At 67.8% G+C, this 18,043-nt stretch carries 14 protein-coding genes and 1 tRNA gene; 7 read left to right on the forward strand and 8 right to left on the reverse strand.

Going from position 1 to position 18,043, the window contains the following annotated elements; all coding sequences use genetic code 11:
- The first annotated feature begins 88 nt into the window (after positions 1-88).
- A complete protein-coding gene (locus tag ACFYP5_RS23075) occupies positions 89-1,327 on the forward strand; it encodes an Ig-like domain-containing protein (protein ID WP_389039301.1) in 1,239 nt (412 codons plus the stop codon).
- 455 nt (positions 1,328-1,782) lie between these two features.
- Here ACFYP5_RS23075 and ACFYP5_RS23080 read toward each other — a convergent pair whose 3' ends face one another.
- The 3 genes from ACFYP5_RS23080 to ACFYP5_RS23090 form a co-directional block, all read right to left on the reverse strand.
- Positions 1,783-1,908, reverse strand: coding sequence for a hypothetical protein (locus ACFYP5_RS23080; RefSeq protein ID WP_389039049.1), 126 nt, complete (start codon positions 1,906-1,908; stop codon positions 1,783-1,785).
- 263 nt (positions 1,909-2,171) lie between these two features.
- The gene (locus ACFYP5_RS23085) at positions 2,172-2,705 is read right to left on the reverse strand and encodes a hypothetical protein (protein ID WP_389039051.1); all 534 of its coding nucleotides are present in this window, start codon (positions 2,703-2,705) and stop codon (positions 2,172-2,174) included.
- Positions 2,706-3,089: 384 nt separating this feature from the next.
- Positions 3,090-3,362 (reverse strand): hypothetical protein, encoded by a 273-nt coding sequence (locus ACFYP5_RS23090; protein WP_389039054.1) that lies wholly within the window; start codon positions 3,360-3,362, stop codon positions 3,090-3,092.
- Between the two features lie 168 nt (positions 3,363-3,530).
- Between ACFYP5_RS23090 and ACFYP5_RS23095 the strand changes: the two genes are divergently transcribed.
- Together ACFYP5_RS23095 and ACFYP5_RS23100 are read left to right on the forward strand one after the other, a co-directional pair.
- The gene (locus ACFYP5_RS23095) at positions 3,531-4,163 is read left to right on the forward strand and encodes a hypothetical protein (RefSeq protein WP_389039057.1); all 633 of its coding nucleotides are present in this window, start codon (positions 3,531-3,533) and stop codon (positions 4,161-4,163) included.
- Between the two features lie 551 nt (positions 4,164-4,714).
- Positions 4,715-6,592, forward strand: coding sequence for a CocE/NonD family hydrolase (locus tag ACFYP5_RS23100; RefSeq protein WP_389039059.1), 1,878 nt, complete (start codon positions 4,715-4,717; stop codon positions 6,590-6,592).
- A gap of 517 nt (positions 6,593-7,109) precedes the next feature.
- Here ACFYP5_RS23100 and ACFYP5_RS23105 read toward each other — a convergent pair.
- Positions 7,110-8,204 carry a MerR family transcriptional regulator gene (locus ACFYP5_RS23105; protein WP_389039061.1) on the reverse strand — a complete coding sequence of 365 codons (1,095 nt, stop codon included), beginning with the start codon at positions 8,202-8,204 and terminating at the stop codon, positions 7,110-7,112.
- A 155-nt stretch (positions 8,205-8,359) separates the two neighbouring features.
- Between ACFYP5_RS23105 and ACFYP5_RS23110 the strand changes: the two genes are divergently transcribed.
- A complete protein-coding gene (locus ACFYP5_RS23110; protein WP_389039063.1) occupies positions 8,360-9,145 on the forward strand; it encodes a hypothetical protein in 786 nt (261 codons plus the stop codon).
- A 247-nt stretch (positions 9,146-9,392) separates the two neighbouring features.
- Here ACFYP5_RS23110 and ACFYP5_RS23115 read toward each other — a convergent pair.
- A tRNA-Leu gene (locus ACFYP5_RS23115) sits at positions 9,393-9,477 on the reverse strand.
- Between the two features lie 226 nt (positions 9,478-9,703).
- Between ACFYP5_RS23115 and ACFYP5_RS23120 the strand changes: the two genes are divergently transcribed.
- Complete coding sequence (locus ACFYP5_RS23120; RefSeq protein ID WP_389039065.1) at positions 9,704-11,008, forward strand: DUF2254 domain-containing protein; 1,305 nt, start codon at positions 9,704-9,706, stop codon at positions 11,006-11,008.
- Positions 11,009-11,027: 19 nt separating this feature from the next.
- Here the strand turns inward: ACFYP5_RS23120 and ACFYP5_RS23125 are convergent, their stop codons facing one another.
- The 3 genes from ACFYP5_RS23125 to sucC form a co-directional block, all read right to left on the reverse strand.
- Complete coding sequence (locus ACFYP5_RS23125) at positions 11,028-12,596, reverse strand: aldehyde dehydrogenase family protein (RefSeq protein ID WP_389039066.1); 1,569 nt, start codon at positions 12,594-12,596, stop codon at positions 11,028-11,030.
- 283 nt (positions 12,597-12,879) lie between these two features.
- Positions 12,880-13,803 (reverse strand): succinate--CoA ligase subunit alpha, encoded by a 924-nt coding sequence (gene sucD / locus ACFYP5_RS23130; RefSeq protein WP_389039069.1) that lies wholly within the window; start codon positions 13,801-13,803, stop codon positions 12,880-12,882.
- An 11-nt stretch (positions 13,804-13,814) separates the two neighbouring features.
- On the reverse strand, positions 13,815-14,948 hold the full coding sequence (gene sucC, locus ACFYP5_RS23135; protein ID WP_389039072.1) for an ADP-forming succinate--CoA ligase subunit beta: 1,134 nt from the start codon (positions 14,946-14,948) through the stop codon (positions 13,815-13,817).
- A gap of 165 nt (positions 14,949-15,113) precedes the next feature.
- Between sucC and ACFYP5_RS23140 the strand changes: the two genes are divergently transcribed.
- Together ACFYP5_RS23140 and frc are read left to right on the forward strand one after the other, a co-directional pair.
- Positions 15,114-16,796 (forward strand): thiamine pyrophosphate-binding protein, encoded by a 1,683-nt coding sequence (locus tag ACFYP5_RS23140; protein ID WP_389039074.1) that lies wholly within the window; start codon positions 15,114-15,116, stop codon positions 16,794-16,796.
- 16 nt (positions 16,797-16,812) lie between these two features.
- Positions 16,813-18,042 carry a formyl-CoA transferase gene (frc, locus tag ACFYP5_RS23145; RefSeq protein WP_389039077.1) on the forward strand — a complete coding sequence of 410 codons (1,230 nt, stop codon included), beginning with the start codon at positions 16,813-16,815 and terminating at the stop codon, positions 18,040-18,042.
- Position 18,043 lies beyond the last annotated feature (1 nt).

Consider the following 18,043-nt stretch of genomic DNA (forward strand, 5'->3'; position numbering starts at 1 on the left):
ACCCATATAAATAGATCTATAGATAGCTGCACTCCCTCGACATCCAAGTCGAGGGATTCAACGACGAGTGACACGGGAGAAGCGTTTGATCACGGCACGTAATGGACGCACCCGGCTGGTGGCTGTGGCCGGTGTACTCGGCGGTGCGCTCTCACTCACGACCCTCAGCGGTATCAGCAACGCCGCCACCAGCGGTGACAACGCCGGGAATCACCCGAAACCGCAGGCGCGGGCGGATCAGGCGGCCACCCAGAAGGCTTCCGACGCCCGAATAAAGATCACGCCCAAGCAAGGCGCGTACGACGTCGGGATCAACGACTCCGTCAAGGTCACCGTCAGCGACGGCAAGCTCACCAAGGTAACCATGACCGCCGTCGCGGCCGGTGCCGAGGTTCCGGGCACCCTGTCCGCCGACGGCACGTCCTGGAAGCCGGACGGCCGGCTGGAGCGGGCCACCAAGTATCAGGTCACCGCGGAGGCCAAGGACGCCAAGGGCCGCTCCGTCACCGGGAACGCCACGATCACCACGATCTCCCCGGCCAACAACTTCATCGGGCACCTCTCCCCCGAGGACGGCTCGACCGTCGGCGTGGGCATGCCGGTGACGGTCAACTTCGACAAGGCGATCAGCAACAAGGCCGCCATGGAGTCGAAGATCAAGGTCAGCTCCAGCAGCGGCCAGCAGGTCGTCGGCCACTGGTTCAACGACGACCGCCTGGACTTCCGCCCCGAGAAGCACTGGAAGCCCGGCTCCAGCGTCACCGTCAAGCTCAGCCTCCAGGGCATCCAGAAGACGGTCACGTTCAAGATCGGCCGGAGCCAGATCAGCACGGTCGACGCAAAGACGAAGCAGATGACCGTCGTACGGGACGGCAAGACGATCAAGACCATCCCCATCTCGTCCGGCAGCACCGAGCACCCGACGTACAACGGTCAGATGGTCATCTCCGAGAAGTTCAGGCAGGTCCACATGAACGGTGCGACCGTCGGCCTCACGAAGAAGGACGGCAAGCCCTCCTACGACATCGAGGCCGTACCGCACGCCATGCGCCTGACCGCCTCGGGCACCTTCATCCACGGCAACTACTGGGGTACCGACGCGGTCTTCGGCAAGGTCAACACCAGCCACGGCTGCGTAGGTGTGCAGGACGTCAAGGGCGGCGGCGACGGCAAGCAGCCCGCCGCGTGGTTCTTCGACAACTCGATGATCGGCGACGTCGTGATCGTCAAGAACTCCGAAGACACGACCAAGCTGGCCCCCGACAACGGCCTCAGCGACTGGAACATGCCGTGGAGCGAGTGGGTCGCGGGCAGCGCGACCGGCTGACGCCACGTCACTCCCCGAGCATCTGAACCTGAATCCCTTCCGCCAGGCGGCGGGCGACACCATGTCGCCCGCCGCCTGCGGCGTCAGGGCGCTCGAGCTGACCTCGCCGCGTGTGGGACCGCGGTTGCGTCACGTCGCCCAATGACGACCGATGGCTGCGGTCCGGTGAGCTGTTCGACACCAGCACCGTGCGCCCACCGCCCGCCAGTCCCGCTTGATACTGGCTCTGACGCCGCGCGGCTCGAGCCCGAGGAAGCCCACACCCTACTGCGCACCCTCGCAGTGAAGCGTCAAACTCGAAGACGCGCTCGTCGGCGCACACTTCACCGTCGCCACCCGCGCGGCCGCCGAACTGTGACGGCATGAGAAGACCCGGATGCCGACGGGGGGACGGCATCCGGGCCTGTATTCATGCTAGATCCCCCGGACACGCAGACGTGTGCGGGGGCCATCGTTCACGCCTCGGCGTTGGCCGGGAAGGTGATTGCGCCCAGCCCCCGCAGCGTCATCACGCCAGGTGCACCACTGGCCGTCCGTGTCCGCGCGGCAACCAGGGAGGCCGTGAGAGCGAACCAGTCCACGGCCGTGAGGCTGGCTTCCCCCTCGCTGCACAGCGCGCACACCGGGCGCCCGGTCGCACCGTCGTGACGGGAAATGCTGCCCAGCCGCCACGGACAACGTGTGGGCTTTGATCACGTTCGGCGATCACGGTGGCGGGTCGGCCGCAGCGAGGGCCTCCTGGTCGTTCGGTGGTGATGTCGCTCTCCACGCCGAACCCGGGAGGCCCTCATTCGTTCAAGATCCCAAAGCTCTGGAGTCCGTCACGAACCTCGTGGACAGAACCCTAGACGGTCGGGGAGGCGCTGAAATTCGTGTTCCGGTAGCCCTTGCCGTCACCGTCCCAGTCCAGCTGGATGACGCCGTCGGCGAGGTAGCGGCCTGAGCCGGCCTTGTACTTGATCGTCCCGGTGGTGTAGCTGCCGTTGCCTGCCGTGTTGCCATGTTCGAGCTTGTACTCGAGGCCGGTGTAGTTCGCCGATTTCACGACGGGGTCGGTGCCGGATGCGGACTTTTTGATCTGGAGGTGGAAGCGGGCGGCGTCGAGGGTGTCGGTCTGGTTGACGTACCAGACGGGTCCCTCGAAGTCGACCTTGGCGTATGCGTATATGTAGCCGCCGGAGCGCTTGGCGCAGAGCTTGACGTCGAAGTTGTAGTTGTCGGAGTAGGGACCGGAGTAGGCCGGGTTGTCGACGGAGGCGCTGCTGGTCTTGCAGTGGTAACTCGCCGCGGAGGCCGTGGTGGCGGTGGCCAGCGAGGTGCCGGTCACAACCGTGGCAGTGATGAGGGACGATGCGGCGAGGCGCTTGAGGCGGAGCATGTGGGGTGTTCCTTCGAGAAAAGTACGGGTGGGATGCTGGGGCGGTGAAGACCGCCGGCCGTGCCGGGCAGGTGCCTGAGGTCCGCCAGGTTCGAGACCGCCGTGCGCTTGCCGGAAAAGCGCGGGTGGCCCGTAGCCGGTCGCAGGAACTCGCGAACCGTGGCAGAGAGCTCGTTCTGACCTGCGGATCTTGAATCTACCTCCCGTCAATGGCGAGTTAATCTCGGGTTCAGCTGTCACTTGCCCGGACGCAGGGCGGGCTGGTGCGGTTGCGGCGTGCCGGCAGGGACCGTTCGCGACCCCTGGACGCAGCAGTGTTCCGGACGGTCAGCCATCCGGTGCACTGTCAGTGCGAATTAGGGATGTGCGGGGCAACCGCCCCACTCAGGCAGGATTCTGGCAGTACCGCCAGCACTTGTTGGTGTCGTTGACGGCCAGTTCTGCCCGTGCGAGGTCGACGTGCATCGTGATGCCGGGCCGACTCCCGACCTTGATCAGGAAGTTTCCGCGTCCGGGCGGGTCCACGGTGTTGTCGGTGGTGTCCCAGCCGGGCGGGGTGGACCATTCCGTCAGCCGCTGCTGCTCGACCTTGGACACGTTCACGACCTGCCGCAGCCGGGGCATTTCGTCCCGGGGCAGGCCCGACTGTCTCGGCATCGGCCATGTCCCGGCCGGCGCCGAGAAGTCCGACACCCGCCGATGACGGCAACTCGATCGGAATCACCCCCACCGGTTGCAACCATCTGGGCTTCACAGTTGTCACACAATTCGTCCACATGTTGTCGTGGCCCCATCGCACCGGCAGACCCTCACGACAGGCAGGCCATGACCAACTCCACGCCCTCCCGGGCCGACGGCGAGCAGCCGACCACCACCTGTTCCACCACCGACTCCACGACCGCCCCGGATGTTCCGGACGTTCCGGATGTTCCGCCGATGCCGGCCACCCCGCCCGCCGCGGCACCGGCCGCCGCGGCACCGGCCCCCGGGGAGTCCGGTATCCGACGCACCCTCACCACGCTCCTCATAGGCGCGGTTGCCGGGGCTTCGATCGTCGGCGGCACCTGGTACACGACCAGCAGGGACAACAGCAACAGCATCACGGTCGACGGAAAGCCCGCAGCACCGAAGGGGACGTTCACCCTGAAGGGCGATTTCACCCTGACTGACGGTGCGGTCGAAGACGGCATCGGCGGATGTGAAGGGTCGGGCGGCTACGACGACATTGCGCTCGGCACGTCGGTGACCGTGTACGACGCGGCGGGCGCTGTCATCGCGACGAGTGCGCTGATCTTGTCGGAGTACGACGAGACGGCCGGGACGTGCACGTACGACGTGTCCGTGCCCGGTGTCCCAGGTGGTGAGGACTTCTACCAGGTGGAGATCAGCCACCGCGGGAAGATCCAGCTGTCCGCCGAGGAAGCGAAGTCTGGGGGTTTCTCCGGTTCGCTGGGCTGACCCCCGACCTCACGTCGCCCCCACCCCTTACGCCTGAGGTGCCCCACTGCCGAGGAGTCGCAGGCGAAGCTCAGCCGCCGCGACCTGTCGGAGTGGAAGCTCCTCGGTGACGCGTTCAGCACGAGCCGAATGGTCGCGGCATATCCCGTTCGCTGGTGCCGGTTTGGGCGCACTGGGCGGAAGCAATCAGGGCGGATCGGGCCACATGTCGCACCGTCACCGCCTGCTCCATGCCGGACGCGTGGACTTTGCGGGTTCTTCTCGTGGGGAAGCATTTCCATTTCGCAGGTGGTACTTGATCCGCACTACGGATCATCCGGCAGGCGGGGACTTGTTTCCGCCACATCAGTAACACTACGGATGCACAGCACCGTTGACGCGTTTCAGTACTGACCCTAGGCTCGCTCGCCATCGGTTCCAGCCAGGGTTCGCACACGTGATCCCGTTCCTGACATGTGTACGACAGTCCGTCGTCGCTGCGATGGCGGGCAGGGCTCTGCCGCTCGACCGGAATCGCCGTTTCGCTCCGTACCGACGACTCGGGAGAACTTGTGAACAGACGTCGCGCGCCCGGCTGGGCCGCCTCGGCACTCGTCACCACTCTGGCGCTGACCGGCGCACTCGCCGGCCCCGCCGCCGCGTCACCGACCGCCGCTTCCGTTCGGACCCCGACCACGGCGGTCGCCACCGCGACCGACGGCATCACGCACGAGCAGAACGACCGTGTCCCCATGGGCTCGATCTGGACCCAGCACTACTTCCCGTCCTCGGACGGCTCCGGTACCGAACTGCACGGCGATCTGCTGATGCCCGAAGGCGTGCCCGCCGGGCGGAAGGTGCCGGTCATCCTCTCCATCGGCCCGTATTTCGGCCACATGGGCCAGACGAACTCCGAGGGCTGGACCCACACCGGTCCCTCGAATCGCTTCCAGGACTTCATCGAGGGCAGCGATCTCTTCTCCCACGGCTACGCGTTCCTCATGGTCGACCTGCGCGGCTTCGGCGGCTCGACCGGCTGCCTCGACTGGGGCGGTCCCGGTGAGCAGGCCGACGTGAAGGCCGCGATCAACTGGGCCGCCGGCCAGCCGTGGTCGACCGGCGCGGTGGGCATGTACGGCAAGTCCTACGACGCCGTCACCGGCCTCATCGGCAACGACCTGAAGCAGTCCGCGCTGAAGGCAGTTGTCGCCGGGGAGCCCCTCTGGGACATGTACCCGTACATCTACTCCAACGGCGTCCCCCGCCCGAATGTGACCGGAACCGCGAATGCCTACAACGGCATTGCCACGATGGCCCCGCTGTCGGACGACGACGTGCGCTATCAGGCCAACGCCCGGTACGAGGACGACCACCCCGGATGCCTGACCGAGAACTCGGCCGGCTACCGGATATCCGACCGGAACGACCCGTTCTGGACCTCCCGTGACCTGGCCAAGATGGCTCGGCGCACCGACACGCCGCTCTTCGTCACCCAGGGCTTCGTCGAGAACAACACCAAGCCCGAGGAGATGCAGGAGTACCTCACCAACCACACCGGCCCGGAGCGCGGTTGGGTCGGCCAGTGGGACCACGTGCGTGGCGGCGACCGGGTGAGCGACGGTCGTCTGGCCATGGGCCGCGAGGGCTGGTACGACGAGACGCTGTCCTTCTACGACCAGTACCTCAAGGGAGTTCGGCCCTCGGTCGACTACCCGAGGTACTCCGTCGAGGACTCCGCCGGTCACTGGCGGGCCCAGGACACCTGGCCGGTGGTGGAGCGCAAAGTCACCCTCTCTCTGGGGAGAGGCAGTTACCTCGACGACGGCGGTGCCTCCGCCCGCGCGAACCTTTCCGTAGCCGGCACGCCGGCGCCCAGGGCCGTGCAGCCGCCGGGCAACTGGGACATGGAGAACGCGCCGACGACCGAGCAGTCTGTGCCCAAGGGGCTGGCCAAGGGGGTCGCTAAGAAGCAGCAGGCCGGTGAGGTCGGCTCCAGCTTCTTCGTCTGGTCGAAGCCACTCGCACAGAATGTACGGCTGACCGCCACACCGAACATCTCGCTGACCGCGAAGGGCAAGGGCAACGTCATGCTCAAGCTCTACGACGTCGGCCCGGACGGCAAGGCCGTGATGTTCGACGAGCAGGTCTCCCTGCTGAAGGCGGGTCGGATGAGCGTCGACCTCAAGGCGACCGACTGGACGCTGGCTGCCGGGCATGTCCTGGCCGTGGAGATCGGCTCGATCCAGACCGGATCGTGGCGTGACACCCCATCGGGTCAGACCATCAAAGTCTCGGGCGCCGTGCTGAGGCTGTCCCTGGACGATCCATCGGACGACGTAGCCACCCAGGGTGACCGCTCACCGTACCTGGACACCTACCTGCGCCAGAACACGGTGGACCTGCCGGCCGGTCCGGCGTCCTTCACCGTGACGCCCGGCGGCCACATCTGATCCCACGCCCACAAGCCGGCGCCGGCCGGCACGGCTCCCGGCCCGCGCCGGAGCACCATCCGGCACCGGCCCAGGCATCGCGCGATGTCGCCCCCGATCAGTGCGACTCCGAAAAACAGAAAATGCTGGTCGAGATAAATCTCAACCAGCAATCTGGGGTGCGGAGAGGTCGCCTCGAACCGGCGCGACGAACAGGAGAGGGTCGTCCTGTACCTGCGCATCCTCCAGTCCGCCCTGGTCTACGTGAACACCCCTGATGCTCCAGGACGTCCTCGGCGAACCGGAGTGGGCCGAGCTTCTCGCGCCCGCCGACCGGCGCGGCCTGACCCCGCTGTTCTGGTCGCACGTGCGCCCGTACGGCGAGGTCAACCTCGACATGGGCACCCGTTTCGTGCTCGCTGCGGCCACGCTGTCCGGCCCCCGCACCGCAGGGAGCCGAGTCCAAGGACGACGACAGCAGCGCCATGAACTCGGCCCCAAGTTGACCGTCAACGGCGACCAAGCGCCCGTCCAGTGGCTAGTTCTCCAGGCGGACAGGCATCAGTATCGAAAAGGCGTCCTCGGTGTCGGTCCGGCGGATCGCCAGGGGCGCCGTAGGGGTGCCGAACTCCAGGATCAGCTGGTCCCGGGCTCCGGCGGCGAGGGCATGCAGTAGGAACTCGCGGTTGACGGCAACGTGCTCCTGGTCGTCATCACCGTCTTCGCAGACGGTCACCACGCCGTCGGCCGCCACCCCGAGCACGCTGAGGTCACAGGAAACACCGTCCTGCTCGCGCACCTCGCTTGCACGGACGGGGCCGGTTTCCACCGCCTGCCGGAAAGCCGTGACATCGATAAAGGCGCGGTGCCCTGCCGGCAGGCGGACGAGGCGACGGTAATCAGGGAAGTCGTGATCGAGGCACTGACCCGCCGCCTGACGGTCTCCCGTCTCCAAGGCAACACGGTCACCGTCCACAGTGAGCTGAACGGATGCGTCGTCGCTCAACAGCGCCCGCATCGCGTCGGCGAGCGGGGACGGCACGATGACCTGCACACGAGGCCCGCCATGCCCGGTGGTACCGGCTTGTGCGACAGCCATCCGGTACCGGTCGGTGGCCACGACATGGAGCGCCTCACCCTCGATGTCGAACAGGACACCGCCGAGCATCGGCAGCGCCGGGTCGGTACTGGCGGCGAAACGGACCGCGTCCAACGCTGCGGCCAGCTCAGACGCGGAGATAGCTAGCCGGACGGTGGCGGTGTGGAGCATAGTCATGGGATTCTCCCTGCATTCGAGTAGCGCTCGGACTGCGGAGAACTCAATGCGGGCATCGGACAGCCCCAGTTCAAGACGACGCAGATGGGCCTGAAGCAGCTGCCGCACCAGGTCGGTGTCCTCACTGGACCAGCCGGCCAGCACCAGCCGAATGTCCGCCACCGGCATACCCGCCCGACGTAGCCGGGCCAGCAACCGGGCCTCTTCAAGCTGCTCGGGGCCGTACCAGCGGTAGCCGCTCACCGGATCCACCCAGGCCGGGACCAGCAAGCCAGCACCGTCGTAGAACCGCAGGGCGCTCACACTCAGTCCACTGTCCCGAGCCATCTCACCAATGCTGCGCATCTCGCTCTCCACACCCAGAACTCTGAGCCCTCCACCAAGTCGAGGGTCAACAGCCGGCCGACCCGAACACTGAACACCATGCGGGAACAGATGCGAGACCGGCTGATGGAGGTCGGGCAGGACGAACGGCTCGTTCCGAAATTGATTTCAAGCTCGGCCTCAATGCGATGAAGCACTGCAACGACGACAAGGTCGACCGGCAAGGGGAGTTCCACGGCATGGAGCTGGTCGGCGGCGAGTTCTACTGCCCGATGATGCCCACCCCGCTCGTCACCGCAGGCAGCACTTACATCAACAGCCGCACGGACGAGGACCGCGCCCACGCACTCGACTTGATCCGGTCCCGAAAACACTTCCAGACTAAAGGTCAAGGAGTACGGGCCCGCGGGCGACCGGCGTCGGCAGTGCCCGGCTCTCGGACCACACGCCACGGTCACCTGCTACCGCGCCCCCAACTGTGCCCGTCGACCATCGTTGACCTCGACGCCCCCACCCTCCGCACCCCAGCCGCCCTGCCCACCGTCCCCAAGCCCAAGCGGGACACCAGCACCTACCCCGACATCTGCACCGGGAAGAGCATCACTGTCCCAGGCACCGTGTTGGCCAAGTGGCGGCAGAAATACGCCCTGTTCACCCCTCTGTGGCAAGAGGCCTGGTCGGGGCTGCGCAGCCAGAACGAGGGCGGCAACGGCAACCTCAAGAAGTCCGCCCTCGACAGCATCGACAACCCCCAGTTTCGCCTGCCCCACGGCCGCGTCGCGCAGACACTGCTCAACGCCGTGATCATCTTCGTGGCGAATCTCAGAGCCATCGAACGGTTCCGCCGCGACCAAGGCATCCAGCCGCGCCGAATCAGCACGCCGTGTACCGCGCCCCAAAGCGGCCAGCCCGCCGACGCGCCCCGGTCGGAACCGCTTCCGGCCGGGCCGGCCAAGCCTCCGCCACATGAGTGACGCACCCCCGCCCCACCCCACCCCCTGAAAACCCCACATGCCTGCGCCACGGCCACCAGCCATCGCGCAGGCATGTCCTGATTCCGCAGGTGAGAGGTGCAGCAACCGGACCGCCACCGCACCAACCCCTCACCGAGCCGATCACGCGACCCGAAGGCCCCAGGAACGACGAAAAACCGGTGAGTCATATGACTCAACCGGCGATTCGTGAACGTATCGAGGACGATCTCGTGAACGTCCCTGTCGGTGTCCGAGGGGGGACTTGAACCCCCACGCCCGATAAAGGGCACTAGCACCTCAAGCTAGCGCGTCTGCCATTCCGCCACCCGGACTAGGTGATCGGCCCCGGTCTCCCGCGGCGACAAAGAAAACAATACCAGGGGTTCGGGGTGCCTCTCACCTGCATATTCGGTGGTCAGTGCGGTGCGGCGGGCGCGCGCGAGGGGGCCGGGGAGCGTCGCGTACGGTCCGGAGTCATGCGCGTACGGGCCGTGCTCCCGAGGTTTCGCCGGGCGGCGTAACAGGCCTGGTGGGGGTGGTCGGGCTACCTTCGCGGACATGAGTGATCGCGGCTATCGGCGGCCCCGGACGCTGTCCCCTTTGCGCGAGCATCTGCGCGATACGTTCTGGTTCGCTCCGACGGTGGGGCTGCTGTGCTCCTTCGCGCTGTGGTGGGGCGTCTCCACGCTCGATGCGGAGATCGTCACGCACCTGAAGGACGAGCAGGCGTACGAGGAAGTCGGCGACCTGATCAGGTTCGCCGACGACGCCAGGACCATCGTCACCACCGTCAGCTCGGCGATGATGACCTTCATCGGTGTCGTCTTCAGCATCTCGCTGGTGGCCGTGCAGATGGCGAGCGGTCAGCTCACGCCCCGGGTGGTGCGGATCTTCGTCAGGAGCCGGATCAGCAAACTGACGCTGACGGTGTTCCTGGCGACGTTCGCGTTCTCGCTGCTGGTCCTGACCTCGTACGAGAGCGAGAGCGACCCGCGGCGGGTCACGTCCGTACCGCTTGTGCAGAGCATGCTGACGCTGGCCATGGTGGGCCTCAGCCTGTTGCTGTTCATCGCGTACGTGAGCTCGACGCTGCGGCTCATGCAGGTGGGGCCGGTCGTCGATCGCATCACGCATGAGTCCCTGCGGGTGCTCGGGCGGCTGCCCGGCGGGGTGCGGGAAGAGCTGCCGCTCGGGGCGGAGACCGCTCGGCTCGGCCACTCGGGGCGGGCGGGGGTGCTGCGCGAGGTGAACGTGGCGCGGCTGGTGCGGGCTGCTCGGCGGCATGGGGTGGTGTTGCGGCTGATTCCCCGGATCGGGGACTTCGTGGTGCCGGGGACGCCGGTGCTGGCCGTTCACGGTGGGGCCGCTCCGCCGCGGCGGATGCCGAGGTACACGATCTCGGTGGGAGTCGAGCGCACACCGCAACAGGATCTGGCCTTCGGACTGCGTCAGCTTTCCGACATCGCGCTGCGGGCGCTGTCCCCGGCGGTGAACGATCCCACCACCGCCGTGCAGTGTCTGGACCGTATCGTGCAGTTGCTGGCCGCCATGGCGCACCTGCCGCTCGGGGCGGTGCAGCACCGGGACGGGGCGGGTGCGGTGCGGCTGGTGCAGGACGGACCGGAGTGGACCGATCTGGTGGATCTTGCCTTCGAGGAGATCCGGTGGTGCGCGATGAGGAGTCCGCAGGTGTCCCGGCGGATGCTGGCCGGGATCGACGATGTGCTGGCGCTGGCTCCGGAGGACCGGAAGGGCGCGCTGGTCAGGCACCGTGAGCTCCTGGTGAAGGCCGTGGAGCGCACGGTGCCCGACGTCACCGAGCGGGAGTTCGCGCTCTCTCCCGATCGTCAGGGGATCAGGTGAGGCGGGTTCCTCCTGGGTGTCACGGCATCAGGTGGTAGTCCGGGAAGTTGCCGGGGAGGCGCTCCCCCGCCGGGCCGTCCGTCACCGCCCTGACCAGCAGTTCGCCCCCCACGAAGGCGCCGCGCCAGGACGCGCCGAAGCCGCCGAAGAGTTCGTCCCGGTCGCCTCGGGAGCGGGGTGTGCCGTGGCCGGTCTTGAACGCGCGGATCTGTGGGGCCAGGCGCTCGTACGTTGCCGGGTCGTCGGTCGAGAGCGTGGCCACCAGGGCGCCGTTCGAGGCGTTCATGGCGGCCAGGAGTTCCGCCTCCGTGTCGACGAGGACGATCGTGTCGACCGGGCCGAACGGTTCCGCGTGGTGGAGCGGGGAGGACGGGGGCGGGTTGAGGAGCGTGACCGGCTGGAGGTACGCGCTGGTGTCCTGCCCCGGGAGGAAGTGCGCGTCGGCCGTCGATCCACGGTGGAGGGGGATCGCGCCCCGGTCGATGGCCTCCACCACCTGGTCGGCCAGTTCCTTGGCCTTCGCCGCGTTGATCAGCGGGCCGAAGTCCAGGCTGGGGAGGGGGTCTGTCGGGTCCGCCACCGCCAGGGGGTGGCCGGTGCGCAGTGAGCGGACGGCGGGGAGGTAGGCCGTCAGGAACTCGTCGAACGCGCTGCGCTGGACGACGAAGCGGGGGTACGCGGTGCACCGCTGCTTGCCGTAGTCGAAGAGCTTCGGGATGACGGCGGTCAGGGACGGCCAGTCCGTGAAGTTCCAGATGCCCCAGGTGTTGAGACCCTCCTGTTCGAGGATGTGCCGTTTGCCGAGGTCGGCGACTTCGGTGGCGATACGGGCCCCGGTGTCCCGGCCACCGACGAAGGAGACGCAGCCGATCTCGGGCGAGCGGACGAGAGGCGCGGAGAGTTCGCTGCCGCTGCCGCTGAGGAGGGTGAGCGGGATGCCCTCGCGGGCGGCGAGGGCGCAGGCCAGGGTGAGACAGGCGACGCCGCCGTCCGTCGGCGTCTTGGCGATGACCGCGTTGCCGGCCAGGGCCTGTACGAGCATCGCGTGGACCAGCACGGACATGGGGTAGTTCCAGCTGGCGATGTTCGAGACCGGGCCGGGGAGCGGGGTGCGGTCGGCCAGGAGGCGGTCGATGTTGTCGACGTACCAGCGCACACCGTCGATCGCGCGGTCCACGTCCGCCTGGGCGAGGCGCCAGGGTTTGCCGATCTCCCAGACGAGGAGGAGCGCGAGGAGTTCCCGGTGCTCGGTGAGCGCGTCGAGGGTGGCGGATACGCGGGCGCTGCGCTCGGCCAGCGGGATGTGACGCCAGGCGCGGTGCTGGTCGAGGGAGGCCCGGACCGCCTGTTGGGCGGTCGGGGCGTCCAGGCGGGGCGGGCCGGCGATGGGGGTGCCGTCGACGGGGCTGGTGGCGGGGAGGGGGTGGCCGTCCTGCTGCCAGGACGCCGCCCAGAGGTTGAGGACCCGGTCGGCCTGGAATGCCTCGGGAGCGGTGGTGAGGCAGCGTTGCCAGGCGTCCGACCAGGCTGTGCCTGGTTTGAGGGTGAGGGTGGGGGCGTTGGAGCTGACGGGTCGGGTCGGTGCCATGGAAGTCTCCGCTCTCGGTGCACAGTCGGGGCGGGAGGTGGAATGGCTCGCTCCTACCGGACGGTAGTGAAGCTGGCGCAGGGAAGGCAGGGGTGTTGCCTCAGTGGTGAGGGACGTCACGCGGTCTGCGGTGAGGGTCGGGGCCGGGGTGCGGGGCGGTGCCGTGGTCGCGGGGGGTGGGCGCCTGCGGCGGCCCTTCCCCTGCCCGCCCCTTCCCTTCCCGAAACCGGGGCTCCGCCCCGCACCCCGTTCCTCGATCGCCGGACGGGCTGAGACTGTCCGGCTAGCCGCGTGCGTCCGACGAACCGGACGTGTCCGACGGGCTGGGTACTCCCAGCTTCTGCCGCACCAGCCTGGCCGTCTCCGTCGGAGTGGCGCCGACAGCCACGCCTGCCGCTTCCAGCGCCTTCTGCTTTGCCTCCGCCGTACCGGACGAGCCGGAGACGATGGCACCCGCGTGACCCATCGTCTTGCCCTCGGGGGCCGTGAAGCCCGCGATGTAGCCGATCACCGGCTTGGTGATGTGCTGCGTGACATACGCCGCCGCTCGTTCCTCCGCGTCGCCGCCGATCTCGCCGATGAGGACGATGAGTTCCGTGTCGGGGTCGTTCTCGAACGCCGTCAGGCAGTCGATGTGCGTGGTGCCGATGACCGGGTCGCCGCCGATGCCCACTGCCGAGGTGAAGCCGATGTCGCGCAGTTCGTGCATCAGTTGGTATGTCAGCGTGCCGGACTTCGAGACCAGGCCGATCCGCCCCGGCCCGGGTGCGATGTCGGCCGGGATGATGCCCGCGTTGGACTGGCCGGGGGTGATCACGCCGGGGCAGTTGGGGCCGATGATGCGGGTGCCGCGGGTACGGGCGTGGGCGTGGAAGGCCACCGCGTCGTGGACCGGGATCCCCTCGGTGATGACGACCGCCAGGCCTATACCCGCGTCGGCCGCTTCGATGACGGCCGCCTTGGCGAAGGGTGGCGGGACGAAGACCACCGTGACGTCCGCTCCGGTGACGTCCATCCCTTCGCGCACCGAGCCGAAGACGGGGATCTCGGTGCCGTCGAGGTCGACCTTCCGGCCCGCCTTGCGCGGGTTGACGCCCCCTACGATCCGGGTGCCTGCCGCGAGCATTCTGCGGGTGTGCTTCATGCCCTCGGCGCCGGTCATCCCCTGGACGAGGACCTTGCTCTCCTTGGTGAGAAATATGGCCATGTCCGGTCTCCTTAGGCTGCGTCGGCCAGTTGGGCTGCTCGGCGCGCGGCGCCGTCCATCGTGGTGGCCTGCTCGACCAGGGGATGCGCGTGTGCGTCGAGGATCGCGCGGCCGCGGGCGGCGTTGTTGCCGTCGAGGCGGACGACGAGGGGTTTGGTGAGGCGTATGGACCGCAGTGCCTGGACGATGCCGTCGGCGACCGCGTCGCAGGAGGTGATGCCTCCGAAGACGTTGACGAAGACCGACTTCACCGCCGGGTCGGAGAGGATGACGGAGAGGCCGTCGGCCATGATGCCGGCCGAGGCGCCGCCGCCGATGTCGAGGAAGTTGGCCGGGCGGGCGCCGCAGCCGGCGACGACGTCGAGGGTGGACATGACCAGTCCGGCGCCGTTGCCGATGATGCCGACCTCGCCGTCGAGCTTGACGTAGTTGAGGCCCTTGGCCGCAGCCGCCGCCTCCAGCGGGTCGCCGTGCGGGTCATCGGCCTCAGTTCCCCAACGGGACCGGCGGAAGCCGGCGTTGTCGTCGAGCGTCACCTTGCCGTCGAGCGCGAGGATCCGGCCGTCCGTCGTACGGACGAGGGGGTTGACCTCGACCAGCAGGGCGTCCTCCCTCGTGAGCACCTGCCACAGGTGCTGGAGCACGGGGGCGGCCTCGGGCGGTAGGGCTGCCGCTGCGGCGATCTGTGCGGCCTTGCGTTCCGTCACTCCTTCGACGGGGTCGATCGGGATGCGGGCCACTGCCTCCGGCCGGGTTGCGGCGACCTCCTCGATCTCCATGCCGCCCTCCGCGGAGGCGATGGCGAGGAAGGTGCCGGCGGTTCGGTCGAGTACGTAACTGACGTAGAACTCGTTCTCGATGTCCACGGGTTGGGCGAGCATCACCGTCCGCACCGTGTGACCCTTGATGTCCATCCCGAGGATCTCGCGGGTGGTCAGTTCGGCGGCCGCCGGGTCGGCCGCGATTTTCACGCCGCCCGCCTTGCCCCGGCCGCCCGTCTTCACCTGCGCCTTGACGACGACCCGGCCACCGAGCCGGCCCGCTGCTTCCTTTGCGTCGGCCGCCCGGTCGATGACCTCGGCCTCCGGTACCGCTATGCCGTGTTCTGCGAAGAGTTGCCGTGCCTGGTGCTCGTACAGATCCATAGCCACTCCCGATCGTGCCGATTGTGAAAGTGCCGCTCGCCCCCTGGACACCACCCACCGGATGCGGGATAACAAGCTTCATACAGTATTCGTCGACTGTATGCAATGTACCGCGGGAGCACGGGCCATGGCTCCTGCACTCCCCTACGAAGGGACAGGAAGGGCATGCCCGAGGAGAGCCCGGAACTCATTTCCGGTGGGCACTTGGTCGCCAAGGCGTTGAAGGCCGAGGGGGTGGAGCGCATCTACACCCTCTGCGGCGGCCACATCATCGACATCTACGACGGCTGCGTCGACGAGGGCATCGAAGTCGTCGACGTACGCCATGAACAGGTCGCCGCGCATGCCGCGGACGGCTACGCACGGATCACCGGCAAGCCGGGATGCGCCGTCGTCACCGCCGGACCGGGGACCACGGACGCGGTGACAGGGGTCGCGAACGCCTTCCGCGCCGAGTCACCCATGCTGCTGATAGGTGGTCAAGGAGCGCACAGTCAGCACAAGATGGGGTCGCTCCAGGACCTGCCGCACGTCGAGATGATGTCGCCCATCTCCAAGTTCGCCGCCACCGTGCCGGACACCGCCCGGGCCGCCGACATGGTGTCCATGGCGTTCCGTGAGTGCTACCACGGGGCGCCGGGGCCTTCCTTCCTGGAAATCCCGCGCGACGTGCTGGACGCCAAGGTGCCGGTGGCGAGGGCCCGGGTGCCGGAGGCCGGTCAGTACCGGGCCTCGACCCGTACGGCCGGTGACCCCGCGGCCGTCGAGAAGCTCGCCGATCTCCTTGTGCACGCCGAGAGACCGGCGATCCTGCTGGGCAGTCAGGTGTGGACGACCCGGGCGACGGACGACGCCATCGAGCTCGTACGGACACTCAATGTCCCCGCCTACATGAACGGTGCCGGGCGCGGCACGCTGCCCCCCGGCGATCCGCACCACTTCCAGCTGTCGCGACGGTACGCGTTCTCCAACGCCGACCTGATCGTGATCGTGGGTACGCCGTTCGACTTCCGGATGGGCTACGGCAAGCGACTCTCCCCCGACGCCACCGTCGTACAGATCGACCTCGACTACCGCACCGTCGGCAAGAACCGGGACATCGACCTCGGGATCGTCGGCGATGCCGGGATGGTCCTGAAGGCGGTCACGGAAGCGGCGAGCGGGCGGCTCGACGGGGGTGCGGTCAAGCGCAAGGCGTGGCTGGAGGAGCTGCGTGCCGCGGAACGGTCCGCGATCGAGAAGCGGCTGCCCGGTCTGAAGTCGGATGCCTCGCCGATCCACCCGTACCGGCTGGTGAGCGAGATCAACGACTTCCTCACCGAGGACTCGATCTACATCGGGGACGGCGGCGACATCGTCACCTTCTCCGGTCAGGTCGTCCAGCCGAGGTCGCCCGGCCACTGGATGGACCCGGGGCCGCTGGGCACGCTCGGCGTCGGAGTGCCGTTCGTGCTGGCGGCGAAGCAGGCCCGGCCCGACAAGGAGGTCGTGGCGCTCTTCGGCGACGGCGCGTTCTCCCTGACCGGATGGGACTTCGAGACGCTGGTCCGCTACGACCTTCCGTTCGTCGGGATCGTCGGCAACAACTCCTCGATGAACCAGATCCGTTACGGCCAGAAGGCGAAGTACGGCGACGAGCGCCAGCGGGTCGGCAACACCCTGGGCGACGTCCGCTACGACAAGTTCGCCCAGATGCTGGGCGGTTATGGAGAGGAGGTCCGCGACCCGGCCGACATCGCACCGGCACTGCAACGGGCCCGGGAGTCCGGACTCCCGTCGCTGATCAACGTCTGGGTCGACCCCGACGCGTACGCCCCCGGAACCATGAATCAGACCATGTACAAGTAGCAGAGGAGCCATTGGCATGACCAAAGCTCTTGAGGGCGTCCGCGTCCTCGACATGACACACGTCCAGTCCGGTCCCTCCGCCACCCAGCTGCTCGCCTGGCTCGGCGCCGATGTGGTGAAGCTCGAGGCGCCGAGCGGCGACATCACCCGCAAACAGCTACGCGATCTGCCCGATGTCGACTCTCTCTACTTCACGATGCTCAACTGCAACAAGCGGAGCATCACCCTCAACACGAAGAGCGAGCGCGGCAAGGAGATCCTCACCGAACTCATCCGCCGCTCGGACGTGATGGTGGAGAACTTCGGGCCCGGCGCCGTCGACCGGATGGGGTTCACCTGGGAACGGATCCAGGAGATCAATCCGCGGATCGTGTACGCCTCCATCAAGGGATTCGGTGAGGGTCCGTACACCAACTTCAAGGCGTACGAGGTCGTCGCCCAGGCCATGGGCGGTTCGATGTCCACCACCGGCTTCGAGGACGGCCCGCCGCTGGCGACCGGTGCGCAGATCGGCGACTCCGGAACCGGCATCCACGCGGTCGCGGGCATTCTGGCCGCGCTGTTCCAGCGCGAGAACACCGGGCGCGGTCAGCGCGTCAATGTCGCCATGCAGCATGCGGTGCTCAACCTGTGCCGGGTGAAACTCCGTGACCAACAGAGGCTGGAGCACGGGCCGTTGGCGGAGTATCCGAACGAGGACTTCGGCGACGAGGTGCCGCGCAGTGGCAACGCGAGCGGCGGCGGGCAGCCCGGTTGGGCGGTGAAGTGCGCGCCCGGTGGGCCCAACGACTACGTGTACGTCATCGTGCAGCCGGTCGGCTGGCAGCCGCTCGCCTCGCTCATCGGGCGCCCGGAGCTGGTGGACGACCCCGAGTGGGCGACGCCCGAGGCCCGCCTGCCCAAGCTCGACAAGATGTTCCAGCTCATCGAGGAGTGGTCCGCGACGCTCCCCAAGTGGGAGGTGCTGGAGAGGCTGAACGCGCACAACATCCCGTGCGGCCCGATCCTCTCCACCCGGGAGATCATCGAGGACGAGTCCCTGGTCGCCAACGAGATGGTCGTCCAGGTGGAGCACCCGGAGCGCGGCACGTTCACCACCGTCGGCTCCCCCCTGAAACTGTCCGACTCCCCCGTGGATGTCGTGACTTCGCCGTTGCTCGGCGAGCACAACGAAGAGGTGTACGTCGGCGAGCTGGGCCTCGGCGACGAGGAACTGCGGCTGCTGAAGACGAACGGAGTCATCTGAA

The sequence above is a fragment of the Streptomyces sp. NPDC005262 genome (assembly GCF_042872425.1).
GTDB lineage: Bacteria > Actinomycetota > Actinomycetes > Streptomycetales > Streptomycetaceae > Streptomyces.

Bases quoted from the DNA above. Each gene is read 5' to 3' on its own strand.
- ACFYP5_RS23085 (WP_389039051.1), bottom strand. From the start codon at position 2,705: ATGCTCCGCCTCAAGCGCCTCGCCGCATCGTCCCTCATCACTGCCACG.
- ACFYP5_RS23090 (WP_389039054.1), bottom strand. From the start codon at position 3,362: ATGCCGAGACAGTCGGGCCTGCCCCGGGACGAAATGCCCCGGCTGCGG.
- ACFYP5_RS23095 (WP_389039057.1), top strand. From the start codon at position 3,531: ATGACCAACTCCACGCCCTCCCGGGCCGACGGCGAGCAGCCGACCACC.
- ACFYP5_RS23110 (WP_389039063.1), top strand. From the start codon at position 8,360: ATGAAGCACTGCAACGACGACAAGGTCGACCGGCAAGGGGAGTTCCAC.
- ACFYP5_RS23120 (WP_389039065.1), top strand. From the start codon at position 9,704: ATGAGTGATCGCGGCTATCGGCGGCCCCGGACGCTGTCCCCTTTGCGC.
- ACFYP5_RS23125 (WP_389039066.1), bottom strand. From the start codon at position 12,596: ATGGCACCGACCCGACCCGTCAGCTCCAACGCCCCCACCCTCACCCTC.
- sucD (WP_389039069.1), bottom strand. From the start codon at position 13,803: ATGGCCATATTTCTCACCAAGGAGAGCAAGGTCCTCGTCCAGGGGATG.
- sucC (WP_389039072.1), bottom strand. From the start codon at position 14,948: ATGGATCTGTACGAGCACCAGGCACGGCAACTCTTCGCAGAACACGGC.
- ACFYP5_RS23140 (WP_389039074.1), top strand. From the start codon at position 15,114: ATGCCCGAGGAGAGCCCGGAACTCATTTCCGGTGGGCACTTGGTCGCC.
- frc (WP_389039077.1), top strand. From the start codon at position 16,813: ATGACCAAAGCTCTTGAGGGCGTCCGCGTCCTCGACATGACACACGTC.